The following is a 12,409-nucleotide window of genomic DNA, read 5'->3' on the forward strand; positions in this document are numbered from 1 at the left end:
CGCATCCCGGCAACACGGAGATCGCCATGACCGCAGTCGCCAACACCGATGCCCCCGTGCGCACGCCGCTGTTCAAAGGCTCCGAGTGGACGTTCGAGCTGATCCAGTCCACCTACGACGAGATCACCCGCATCGCCCACAATTTCGGGCTCGACACCTATCCCAACCAGCTCGAAGTGATCAGCGCCGAGCAGATGATGGATGCCTACGCCTCGGTGGGCATGCCGGTGATGTACCACCACTGGAGCTACGGCAAGCATTTCCTCGCCACGCAGAAGAACTACACGCGCGGCGCCATGGGGCTCGCCTACGAGATCGTCATCAACTCCAATCCCTGCATCGCCTACCTGATGGAGGAGAACACGATGACGATGCAGGCGCTGGTGATCGCGCATGCCTCGTTCGGTCATAACAGCTTCTTCAAGGGCAACTACCTGTTCCGCACCTGGACCGAGGCCGATGCCATCATCGACTACCTGGTGTTTGCCAAGAAATACATCGCCGATTGCGAGGCGCGCTATGGCGAGGAGGCCGTGGAGGAACTACTCGATTCCTGCCATGCGCTGATGAACTACGGCGTCGACCGCTACAAGCGGCCACAGAAGCTGTCGCTGGCCGAAGAGCGCGCACGCCAGGCCGAGCGCGAGGCCTATCTGCAGACGCAGGTGAACACGCTGTGGCGCACCATCCCGCGCATGCAGACAGAGCTCGAGGAAACCGCGTCGCCGCAGCGCTTTCCCGCCGAGCCGCAGGAGAACCTGCTCTACTTCATCGAGAAGTTCGCACCGCTGCTGGAGCCCTGGCAGCGGGAAATCGTGCGCATCGTGCGCAAGATCGCGCAGTATTTCTACCCGCAACGGCAGACGCAGGTGATGAACGAAGGCTGGGCCACGTTCTGGCACTACACCTTGCTGAACCAGATGTACGACGAGGGCCTGCTCACCGACGCGAGCATGTTCGAATTCCTTCACAGCCACACCAGCGTGGTTGCCCAGCCCGGAGTGGACAGCCCGTACTTCAACGGCATCAATCCCTATGCGCTGGGTTTCGCGATGTATCGCGACATCCAGCGCATCTGCCAGAACCCTACCGACGAGGACAAGCAGTGGTTCCCCGAGCTGGCCGGCACCGACTGGCGTCGCCAGCTGGATTTCGCCATGCGCAATTTCAAGGACGAGAGCTTCATCGCCCAGTATCTCTCGCCCAAGCTGATCCGCGATTTCCGCTTCTTCTCCATCCTGGACGACGATGAGCAATCCCGACTCAAGGTCTCGGCCATCCACGACGATGCGGGCTACGCGGAGATCCGGCGCAAGCTGGCCGAGCAATACAACCTGGCCACCCGTGAGCCGAACATCCAGGTGTACGACGTGAACACCCGCGGTGATCGTACCTTGACGCTGCGCCATTACCAGCACAACCGCCGTCCACTCGCCAACAGCGTGCACGAGGTACTCAAGCATGTGGCACGGCTGTGGGGCTTCACGGTGAAGCTGGAGAGCGTGGACGACGAGGGTCGGGCAGTCCTGTGCTACGAGTGCCGGCTGGAGAAGCGGCACGGGCAGTAGGCGGGAAGGGCCTCGCAGACCTGCCGCAGGAGGGGGCTGGATGGTCATGCACGGTGCGCATGACCGCCATGCATGGCCGGCCATGGCAACGTCCTGATGGGCTGCCGATACTGCGCTTCTGTTGATCGCCCAGGAGGCACCACATGAAGCGCTGGATCGGATCACTTGCCTTCGCTGCGGCCTGCAGCGTTGCCGCGGCCCAGACCGTTACCCTGGACGCCGCCGACGGGCTGAAACTCTATGGTGATTGGCTGCCGGCCGCCGAGGCCGGCAAGGGCGCCGTTGTGCTGTTGCACATGACGGTACCGGAAGGGCGCAAGACCTGGGCGCCGCTGCTGCCGACGCTGCAGGCGGCGGGCTGGTCGGTGCTGGCGGTTGACTTGCGTGGTTTCGGCCAGACCGGAGGCGGCATCGACTGGCAACTGGCGCCGAAGGACATCGACGCCTGGCTTGCGTGGCTGACGGCGCAGCCAGGGGTACCGGCCAAGCAGGTTGCGCTGGTCGGCGCCAGCGCCGGTGCCAACCTGGCCTTGCAGGCCTGCGCCAGCCGGCCCGCCTGCCCTACGGTGGTGGCCCTCTCGCCGTCGGATAACGAGATCTTCGGTGCGGCGATGATGAAGGCCTTCGTCGGCCGCTCTGCCGCGATCTATGCCGGCCGTTATGATAGCGGCGCCAATAGCGCCGCGCGGCGCTTCCTCAAGCAAGACCAAGGCGAAGTGGTGCTGCACATCCTCGATTCCGCCGGCCACGGCACCCAGCTGCTGGAAGGGGGGACCGCCTTCGTGCCTGAGGAGATCGGTGCCTGGTTGCGGCGGCACTTCGGCCGCTGATGGTGCGCTAAAGCGCCAGCGCTGCCCGCATTCCGGTCTCGATGGCGCGCTTGGCATCGAGCTCGCGGGCTTCTTCTGCGCCGCCGATCAGTGTGGCTGCTCGACCTGCTTCCTGCAGCGCGGCATAGAGCGCGTTGTCCGATTCCTGGCCGGCGCAGATCACCACGTGGTCGACGGCCAGTGTCTGGGTTTCGCCTTTTACCTTGATGGTCAGGCCGTCGTCGCCGATGCCCACATATTCCACGCTGCCGACAAGGTGCACGCCGCGTGCGGCAAGGCTGAGGCGATGGATCCAGCCGGTGGTCTTGCCGGGGCCGGCGCCCGGCTTGCCGGCGCGGCGCTGCAGCAGCCAGATCTCGCGTGGACTCTTCGCCGGTTGTGCGGGCTTCAGGCCGCCGGCGGTATCCAGCTGCGGATTGATGCCCCAATCGGCCTCATAGGCGGCAATGTGGTCGGGCTGATCGGTTTCCGAGAGGAACACCGCGGTATCTACGCCGATGCCGCCGGCGCCAACGATGGCCACGCGCTGGCCCACTGCCACCTCGCCGCGCAGCACGGCGGGATAGGTCACGGCCTTCGGGTGGTCCACGCCGGTGATGTCCGGAATGCGCGGGACCACGCCGGTGGCGACGATCACGTGATCGAAGCCTGTCAGCTCGTCGACGCCGACGCGGCGGTTCAGCTGGATGTCCACGCCGTGCTTGTCCAGCATCACACCGAAGTAGCGCAGCGTCTCGCTGAATTCGTCCTTGCCGGGCACCTGGCTCGCGATGCGGAACTGGCCGCCGATGGCATCGCCGGCCTCGAACAGTGTCACCAGATGGCCACATTGCGCGGCGGTGAGCGCGGCGGAGAGACCGGCCGGCCCTGCGCCGACCACGGCCACGCTGCGGCGGCGCAGCGCGGGCCGCAGCACGATCTCCGTCTCGCGACAGGCGCGGGGGTTGACGAGGCAGCTGGCGGGCTTGCCCTCGAACACATGGTCGAGACAGGCCTGATTACAGGCGATACAGGTATTGATCTCGCTGGCAGCGCCATTCTCGGCCTTGAGCACGAATTCCGGATCGGCCAGCAGCGGACGCGCCAGCGACACCATGTCCGCCTCGCCGCTGGCGAGGATGCGCTCGGCCACATCCGGCGTGTTGATGCGGTTCACCGCGATCAGCGGCACCTTCACATAGGGCTTGAGCTGGGCCGTTACCCAGGAGAAGCCGCCGCGGGGCACCACGGCGGCAATGGTGGGAATGCTGGCCTCGTGCCAGCCGATGCCGGTGTTGATCAGGGTGACGCCGGCGGCTTCCAGCGCCTGGGCCAGGGCGATGGCTTCGCTCAGCGTGCCGCCGTCCTCGACCAGATCGAGCAGCGACAGCCGGAAGATCACGATGAAGTCCGGTCCGGCGGCGTTGCGCACCGCGCGGGTGATCTCGATGGCGAGCCGCATGCGATTCTCGAACGAGCCGCCCCAGTCGTCGCTGCGCTGGTTCACCCGGCGCACCAAGAACTGGTTGATCAGGTAGCCCTCGCTGCCCATGATCTCGACGCCGTCGTAGCCGGCCTCGCGCGCCAGCGCGGCGCAGCGGGCGAAGGCGGCGATAGTGTCGATGATCTCCAGCTCGCTCAGCGCGTGCGGCGTGAACGGCGAGATACGTGCGGTGATGGCCGAGGCGCTGACCGCGCCCTCGTGATAGGCATAGCGCCCCGCGTGCAGAATCTGCAGCGCGATCTTGCCACCGGCTGCATGCACTGCCTCAGTCACCTCGCGATGGCGCGGCAGCTCGCTGGCGTCGGCCAGCATGGCGGCGCCCGGGTAGATGCGGCCGGCTGCGTTGGGCGCGATGCCGCCGGTGACGATGAGGCCGACACCACCGCGCGCTCGCTCGGCATAGAACGCGGCCAGCCGTGTGCCGCCGGCCGGGTCCTCCTCCAGCCCGGTGTGCATGGAGCCCATCAGCACGCGATTCCTGAGCTGGGTGAAGCCGAGATCGAGCGGGGCGGAGAGGGCGGGATAGCGCTGCATGGTCGAAGTCCGATAGGGGCTGACTGTAACTTAGCCGCTGTGGCCAGCCGCTGGCATTGGGGTTTGCAGTTAAGCCGGCGTTTCAAACATCTACGCTGGGCGCGTCGACGGCGACCTGGTTGCGCCCGCCCGCCTTGGCCCGGTAGAGCAAGGCATCGAGTCGGGCGAAGAAGCGCTCGGGCGGATCGCTGCGTTCGTGCTCGGCGACGCCGAGGCTGGCGCTGAGCGGCCGGCCCGCCACCGCGATCTCGCTGGCGATGCGGCTGCGCAACAACTCGGCCAACCGCGCAGCCTCTTCTTCTGGGCAATCACGCAGCAGCACCACGAATTCCTCGCCACCCCAGCGCGCCACCACATCGCTGTCACGCACCGTATCGCGCAGCAGTTCTGCCACCTGGCGCAGCACCTGGTCGCCGGTCTGGTGGCCACGCCGGTCGTTCACTGCCTTGAAGTGATCGAGATCGAGCAGGATGGCCGAGAGCGGGCTGCCATCGCGCTCGGTCTCGCGAATGGCCTGCTGAAACACCAGGTCGAAGGCCTGGCGGTTGAGCAGCCGGGTCAGCCGGTCGGTACTGGCGAGCTGCTCCAGCCGGCTCTGGTAGCGGTTGGCACCATAGAGCGCGATGGCGAGCACGATGAGCGTGATCACCGCGCTGATCGTCAGGTTGCGCCAGAGCACCTCATGCACCGGCGCCAGTGCCTGAGCATCGTTCTCCTCCACCACCAGGAACCAGCCGAGCTCGGGAATGAAGCGCGAATTCACCAGCGTGGTCGAATCGCCGTGTGCATAGCTGAACTGCTGCTGCCGTGCGCCGCCGGCCAGCAGTGCCGGGGCGACGGGGGCATAGCCCGGCAGCTGCGATAGCGTGCGCTGGCTGGCGGAGAACGAGCGGCCGGTGAGCACGATGTGGCCACTGCGATCGACGAAGAACACCCGGCGCTGGAAGCGCGTCTCGTAGCTGTCGATCAGCCTTGCCACGGTGCCCAGCGTCAGGCCGACGCCGGTGGCGCCGAGAAAGCGCCCCTGGTAGTCGAACACCTTGTAGTTGATGAAGATGGTCATGGTGTCGCGATTGGCCATGTCGGCATCGACATTGGTCTCGAACTCCGCGGCCATGTCGCGCACGCGGAAGAACCAGGCATCGCGCGGCTCGCCTTCGCTCACCTGCTTGAACAGGCCGTCGGCATTGTAATAGTGCAGTGTCCTGGCCGAGACCAGGAAGCTCGTCACCGTCTGGTTCTTCAGGCGGATCTCCGCCAGGTAGCGGCGGATCTGGTCGGCGTTCTCCTCGCCGTCCAGCATCCAGTCGCGCAAGAAGGTGTCGTGCGCCATCTGTGACGAGATGAACACCGGGCGCAGCAGATCCTTCTGGATCTCGGAATAGATGCTGTCGCCGGTGAGTGGCAGCGATTCGGCGGCGATACCGTCGCGCACGCTGTCGCGTGAGGCGAGGAAGGCGCTGAAGCTGGTAGCGAGAAAGCCGGCAATCACCACCAGGGTCAGCAAGGTCAGCAGACGACGTTTTTCATTGAATAGCGGCGGGGGGCGGGAGGGCATGCGGGCTCGGTCTGGTTTTTGCCCAGACTAGGCGGGCCGGGGCGGCCCCGCAAGGGCGCGGCGTGGATAAAACCGGGTTTTCCACGGCCTTGCCGGAGCAACCTTGTAGAGAGGCTGTGGATCGCTGCGCTAAGTGCTTGATCGCCGTATGAAATCACCGGCTGCTCAAGAAATGGGCAGTACCTTGACGCTTCTTCACAGCAGTTGGGCAGAACGGTGGGGAAAGGCTGTGGATAGTTGTGCTAAGTCCTTGTCGCCAAGGGGGCGCCGGTGCGCTGCCCAAAAAAGCGGCTGAGCCTGCCCGGAATGACGGAAAACACAGTCTGGGCGCGGCTTGTGGCGACCGATGTGAACAGAAACGGGGTCATTCCCAGGTTGTCCACGCCGTCTGGGCGCAACGATGTGCACGGGCTGTGGGTAAGTGCGGCAAGTGCCTGATCCCACAGGCAATGCGGGCCACCGGTCAAAAAATGGGCAATGTGCGCGGTCGGCGAGCTCCGGCTGCGCTTTCCGTTCATGCCGATCAGACTACCGCTCGTATCCTGCAACAAAAGTCAGCTGGATAACAGAATAAGTCGGGACTAATTTGGTCGCGCAGGATGGTCCTGTGACAGTTTCACCTGGAGGAATGATGAAACAGCTTGCCATTGCACTCGGATTTGCCCTGACCACCGCTTTCGCCGCCGCCGCCGCCGCCGATGCCCCGGTCGCCGCGCCGCTCTTCATCAGCAGCGGCCTTGCCACGCCGTCGGCGCAGGCTTCCGGCCTCGTCGTGGCCAGTGGCTGCATTCCGCGCGGCCTGCCCGGCTGCTATTACGCACCGCGCAATTCGCAATACTGGTGCCCGCTGACACCGGACGAGATTGCCGGCCTGACCTGCACCGGCCCGTACGCCAACGGCTGATTTTGATGTACTAGAAACGACAAAGGCCCCGTGCGGGGCCTTTGTCACTGCAGCAGCGTATCAATGCACGCTTAGAACCACTGGGCGTGGAACACGCCTTCCTTGTCCAGACGCTGGAAGGTGTGGGCGCCGAAGTAGTCGCGCTGGGCCTGGATCAGGTTGGCCGGCAGCTTTTCGGTGCGATAGCTGTCGTAGTAGGCGATGGCCGAGCCGAAGGTCGGCAGCGGGATGCCAGCCTGGACGGCAACGGCCACCACTTCGCGCAGCGCAGCCTGGTATTCGTTGGCGATGTTGGCGAAATACGGGTCGAGCAGCAGGTTAGCCAGCTTCGGAGCCTTGGCGTACGCGTCGGTGATGTTCTGCAGGAAGCGCGAACGGATGATGCAACCGGCGCGGAAGATCTTGGCGATCTCGCCGTATTGCAGATCCCAGCCCGATTCGTCCGACTGCGCGCGCATCTGGGCGAAGCCCTGGGCATACGACGCAATCTTCGACAGGTACAGCGCGCGGCGCACGGCTTCGATGAAGGCAGCCTTGTCAGCGATGGCCGGCTTGGCGGCCGGGCCCTTCAGCACCTTGGCGGCTTCGACGCGCTCGGCCTTCAGTGCCGAGATGAAGCGGGCGAATACCGATTCGGTGATCAGCGGCAGAGCAACGCCCAGGTCGAGTGCCGACTTCGAGGTCCACTTGCCGGTGCCCTTCTGGCCGGCCGAATCCAGGATCACGTCGACGAGTTCGCCGTTACCGCCCTGGTCGTCCTTCTTCTTGAAGATGTTGGCGGTGATCTCGACCAGGAAGCTGTCGAGCTCGCCCTTGTTCCACTCGGCGAATACGTCGGCCAGTTCAGCGTTGGAGAGGCCGGCGACGTTCTTCAGGATGTCGTAGGCTTCGGCGATCAGCTGCATGTCGCCGTATTCGATGCCGTTGTGCACCATCTTCACATAGTGACCGGCGCCATCCGGGCCAATGTAGGTCACGCACGGCTCGCCATCCGGTGCCTTGGCGGCGATTTCCTTCAGGATTGGCGCTACCAGCTCATAGGCTTCGCGCTGGCCGCCCGGCATGATCGAGGGGCCCTTCAGCGCGCCTTCCTCACCGCCCGACACGCCCGAGCCGACGAAGTTGAAGCCGAGTTCGGCCAGTTCCTTGTTGCGGCGGATGGTGTCGGTGTACAGCGTGTTGCCGCCGTCGATGATGATGTCGCCCTTGGCGAGCAGCGGCTTCAGTTGGTCGATGGTTGCATCGGTCGGGCCACCGGCTTTCACCATCAGCAGAATGCGACGCGGAGTTTCCAGCGAAGCCACGAAGTCTTCCAGCTTCTCGTACGGAACCAGCTTCTTGCCCGGGTTCTCGTTGATGACTTCTTCGGTCTTGTCGTACGAGCGGTTGTAGATCGAAACCGAGTAACCGCGGCTTTCGATGTTGAGGGCCAGGTTACGGCCCATGACCGCCATGCCGATTACGCCGATTTGTTGCTTGGACATCGTGGTTTGCTCCTGTCTTAGCGCAAGTGATGATTGCCGTGCATGGCCGAACAGGTGGTCACCCGGGCGACGCCAGCAGTCTTGTGAATCGGAAACTGCGCATGATATGGGGCTTTGCCGGGGTAAATAAAGCCTTCTTCCGGCAAAAAAGCCTGTGTAGTCAGATATTTTTTGCTACATGCGTTGTCACGTGCGGCGGTGCGGCAAAAAGCCGGCTGTCGGGCCGGCTTTTTGCTGCGGTGCAAGGTGAATTGCTTATTCCGCGCGCCATAGCGCGATGCTGACATCCGGTCGCCACGCCGGCTGCGACGTGTGTGCCACCGTGCACAGCCAGGTGCGTCCGGCAAAGCTGACCCGATCGCCCAGTGCATAGCTGCCATCGGCTCGCCACGGCGTGATGGTGGGCGAGGGCCGGACTTCCGGCACGGCATCGGCGTTCACCACATGGCTGCAGGCACCCAGCGCCCGCCAAGCGTCCCACTCGCCGGAGCGGGTGGGGTTTTCGCCCTGTGTCCACCACTTGGCCTCGAAGTTGGTGCTGGCGACGCTCACGCGCTGGCCGGCAGTGTAGGCCGTGCCGGTGCTCCAGGCCGCGTAGCAGCCGGGCACCGTGGGGCCGATGGCGAAGCGTGCCACTTCCGGATCGTGATCGCTGGTCTGTTCGTGGAATTCGGCGTTGACGTGCACCACGTCGTATTCCGCGCGTGCTGCAAGGTTGGCGCTGGCCAGGATGTGGTCGAGCGCCTGGCTGTTGCCGTCGTACACATAGGTGTAGCGCTCGTTCTCCGGCAGCAGCTCCACCAGGTCGACGAGACCGGCCGCCTTCAGCGCACCCACCGGGTTCGAGAACGGGAAGTCATTCAGGTCGCCCAGCACGATGACCTTGGCGTTCGCATCGCGGGTGGTGAGTTCGCGCACGAAGCCGGCAACCAGCCCGGCCTGCTGCTGCCGTTGGGTTTCCGAGACCAGCAGTGGCGGCTGGTTGCGGCCAAACAGCGGCTCATCGCCGCCCTTGGAATTCCAGTGGTTGGCGATCACGAACAGCGTTTCGCCGGCGAAGCGGAACTCGGCCACCAGCGGCTTGCGGCTATTGGCGAAGGCCGCATCGTTCGGTGCGATACGCCCAGGGCTGTGCGTGAGGCAGACGCGATTGCCGCAATCGGTGACGCCGACGGCGATGCTGGCGCCGCCGCCCGGTTTGTCGCCGAATTCGATGCGGTTCGGGTTGTAGAGGAAGGCGACGCGGATATTGCCGCCGGGCTGGCCGCCATCGGCATCATCCACCGGGTCGATCGCCCGCCAGGCGTAGGCCGGGCCGCCCGCCGCGCCGATGGCGGCGACGAGGCGATTCAGCGTTTCGCTCGCCGAGACCACGGCGTCGTTGTCCGGGCCGTTGTTGTCCTGCACTTCCATCAGGCCGATCAGATCCGGCGCCTGCAGATGGGTGACGATCTGCACCGCAAGGCGCTGGAACTTGGCGGCGTCGTCGCGGGGCGAGAGGTTCTCGACGTTGAACGAGGCGACCGACAGCTCGCCCAGCCGGACGGGGCGCGTGGTTTCGGGCAGAAGGCCGCCGCTGATGACGGTGCCGAGCTCGGTGGCGAGCAGCTTGTAGTTGCCGAAGCTGTAGTCGAGCACGCCGATCGCGCGGCTGAGGCTGTCGCCGACATTGAGCTTGGGCGGCGTGACGCTGCCGGCGTCGAGAATCACCCGCTCGGGATTGAAGTCACCGGCGCGCACGATGATGCCGCCGCGCGGCGTGCGCAGACCGGCGCCCTGGCCGGCGTTTGCCAGCAGCGAGACCTCGTCGTAGCTGTTGGTCGGGCCGGTGGCGACGGCGTTGTCCAGCTGGATGCGCATGCCTTCCAGCGCTTCAAAGTAATCGATGCCATTGGCCAGATCGAGCACCGCACTGGTTTCGATGTCGCCGGGCGGGCCTTGCCAGATGCGCTCGGCCGGCAGGTTGGCGAGCACGGCCGGTGTGGGCAGCGGCTGGCTGCTGGCGAGCTTGGCAACTTGCGGGCTGGTGAGCTCGGTGATGGTCAGGTTGGTGCTGCCGCCGCTGCCGCCCGGGCGGAATTCGGTGACGCGGCCGGAAACCAGCACGCTGTCGCCAACCGCCACGGTCGGCGCACTGCTGGTGAATACGAACAGGCCTTCGGACGTGCGCGGATCGGCATCGGGCTGCGGATCCTGGAAATAGAAACCGTTGGCGACCACCAGCGTGACGATGCCGGGCACGCCGGACACGGCCTGGCCGGTGAGGGGAGAGCGATGCGCCGTGCCCTGGATATCACGGATGCGGGTGTCACCAGGCGTTGGGGTCGGGCCTGGCGTGGGGGTCGGCGTCGGTGTGGGCGTGTTGCTGCAGGGCGGGGTGATGGTGGCGCCGTTGCGCGGCTGCGGGGCGCCGACATCGAAATCCGCGGCGTTGTTGCCGCTGTCGCTGCAACCACCGGCACGGCGCAGTGCAGCGCTGGTGTTGTTGAGTGCGGCGGTCGGCGCTGCCTCGGCATCATTGGCGCCGCCGAAGCCGACAAAATCGGCCACGTTGGCATCCTGCGCGCAGGTGGCACTGCAGGCCAGCGTGGTGGTGGACTTCACCAGCGCCACCTTGCCGGCGCTGCTGCTCATGGGAATGGTCCCGACGGCATCGGGCGTGGGCAGTGGCGTCGCGCCGGTATTGGCGCCGGCTGCCTGCTGCACCAGATAGTACTGGCCCGGCTGCACGGTGCCAGCCAGAGCGGTGCGCTGCCAGCTGGTACCCGAGCTGCTTGCGTATTGCACGCTCCAGCCATCAAGCACCGCCACTTCGCTGCCGGCATTGTGGAGCTCGACGAAATCGTGGGTATACGGTGCGCCGCTGTTGCCACCGCCGCCGTAGACTTGGCTGATCACGACCCCGGCGTGGCCGGGCAGCGAGAGCGCCAGCGCGCAGGCCAGCACGATCGGTTTCACAGTCATGGCATCCATCCTTGCGTTGTCGATGGGCCGCAAGGCTAGAGGCTGCGCGTGACGACAGCGGGAAGGATTTGTTGCGACGAGGTCACCGTCTCGTGACACGCTGATGCGCGCGCGGCGGCTAATGCACTGGCTCGGTTTGCGCGTGGGCACGACCGAAGGCGCGGATGCCGAGCATCACGCCGGCCACAAAGAGGCTGATGGCGGCGAGCTCCAGTGCGCTGGGCCAGCGCCAGCCCAGCACGAAGCCATAAATCAGCGCGAACACCGTTTCGGCCACGATGAGCTGGCCGACAAGGCCGACCGGCAGGCGCTGGCTGGCGTAGTTCCATAACCAGCTGCCCACCCAGGAACTGGCGATACCCAGCAGCAGGCTCCAGCCGATCAGCCCTGCGGTGAGCGTGAATGGCACGCCGCCCACGAAACCGGCGAACGGCAGCAGTGGCAGAAAGCCCAGTGCCGAGCCGATGCCGAGCAGATTGGTCCAGTTGCTGTTGCCCAAGCCCGCCGGCAGGCTGCGTACCACGCGGGCATTGAACACCGCGAAGGCGGTCCAGCTGGCGGCGGCCACCACCGCCAGCAACACGCCGACGAGGAAGCCGTGCGGTGCCCGCAGCTGGCTGAGGCCGGCCCAGTTGATCAGCACCAGACCGGTGGCGACCAGCGACAAGGGCAACAGCAGCGCCAGCATCAATGCGCGGCGCTGGCTGGTGGTGCGTGGGGTGTGGGCCAGATCGATCAGCGCCAGCCACAGCGGGATGGTGCCGATGATCAGGCTAACCACGGCGCTGTTGGCGTAGCGCACCGCCAGCGTCAGTAGGCAGTAGTAGAAGGCGTTGCCGACGAGGCCGAGCGCGATGGCATCGCGCAGCAGGCGGCCGCTCAGCAGCGGGCGCACGCGGCGCCATTCGCGTGCCAGCAGCAACACGCACAACAGGGCGTACACCAGGTAGCGGCCGATGGCGACGGCCAGCGGCGACTGGTCGGGCAGGGCAACGGGCGCGACGAAGGCGAAGCCCCAGCAGGCGCCGGCGGCCAGGCCGGCTGCAATTCCGCTCCACATGATGTCTCTCCTTTCGGGGCGCCA

Annotated in this window: 9 protein-coding genes; 3 read left to right on the forward strand and 6 right to left on the reverse strand. The window is 65.6% G+C overall.

The features are described 5' to 3' along the window. Window positions 1-26: 26 nt before the first annotated feature. Window positions 27-1,568: a SpoVR family protein gene (locus FLM21_RS08470; RefSeq protein WP_148715158.1), complete on the forward strand. Its 1,542-nt coding sequence runs from the start codon at window positions 27-29 to the stop codon at window positions 1,566-1,568. A gap of 143 nt (window positions 1,569-1,711) precedes the next feature. Then, window positions 1,712-2,398, forward strand: a complete 687-nt coding sequence (locus tag FLM21_RS08475; protein WP_148715159.1) for an alpha/beta hydrolase — start codon at window positions 1,712-1,714, stop codon at window positions 2,396-2,398. A gap of 7 nt (window positions 2,399-2,405) precedes the next feature. Here the strand turns inward: FLM21_RS08475 and FLM21_RS08480 are convergent, their stop codons facing one another. Further along, on the reverse strand, window positions 2,406-4,415 hold the full coding sequence (locus FLM21_RS08480; RefSeq protein ID WP_148715160.1) for an NADPH-dependent 2,4-dienoyl-CoA reductase: 2,010 nt from the start codon (window positions 4,413-4,415) through the stop codon (window positions 2,406-2,408). 82 nt (window positions 4,416-4,497) lie between these two features. Continuing rightward, window positions 4,498-5,973: a sensor domain-containing diguanylate cyclase gene (locus FLM21_RS08485; protein ID WP_148715161.1), complete on the reverse strand. Its 1,476-nt coding sequence runs from the start codon at window positions 5,971-5,973 to the stop codon at window positions 4,498-4,500. A 628-nt stretch (window positions 5,974-6,601) separates the two neighbouring features. On the opposite strand from FLM21_RS08485, the gene FLM21_RS08490 reads away from it, so the two are divergent. Continuing rightward, entirely contained in the window at window positions 6,602-6,877 is a 276-nt protein-coding gene (locus tag FLM21_RS08490) for a hypothetical protein (RefSeq protein ID WP_148715162.1), read from the forward strand. A gap of 71 nt (window positions 6,878-6,948) precedes the next feature. Here the strand turns inward: FLM21_RS08490 and gnd are convergent, their stop codons facing one another. From gnd to FLM21_RS08510, 4 genes are all read right to left on the reverse strand, one after another. After that, complete coding sequence (gene gnd / locus FLM21_RS08495) at window positions 6,949-8,361, reverse strand: NADP-dependent phosphogluconate dehydrogenase (protein ID WP_148715163.1); 1,413 nt, start codon at window positions 8,359-8,361, stop codon at window positions 6,949-6,951. A 17-nt stretch (window positions 8,362-8,378) separates the two neighbouring features. After that, window positions 8,379-8,606 carry a hypothetical protein gene (locus tag FLM21_RS08500; protein WP_148715164.1) on the reverse strand — a complete coding sequence of 76 codons (228 nt, stop codon included), beginning with the start codon at window positions 8,604-8,606 and terminating at the stop codon, window positions 8,379-8,381. 10 nt (window positions 8,607-8,616) lie between these two features. Further along, window positions 8,617-11,325, reverse strand: coding sequence for a DUF8508 domain-containing protein (locus tag FLM21_RS08505; RefSeq protein ID WP_187360148.1), 2,709 nt, complete (start codon window positions 11,323-11,325; stop codon window positions 8,617-8,619). Between the two features lie 118 nt (window positions 11,326-11,443). Then, complete coding sequence (locus FLM21_RS08510; RefSeq protein WP_148715166.1) at window positions 11,444-12,385, reverse strand: DMT family transporter; 942 nt, start codon at window positions 12,383-12,385, stop codon at window positions 11,444-11,446. Between the last annotated feature and the right edge of the window lie 24 nt (window positions 12,386-12,409).

The organism is Chitinolyticbacter meiyuanensis (assembly GCF_008033135.1).
GTDB classification, from domain to species: Bacteria; Pseudomonadota; Gammaproteobacteria; order Burkholderiales; family Chitinibacteraceae; genus Chitinolyticbacter; species Chitinolyticbacter meiyuanensis.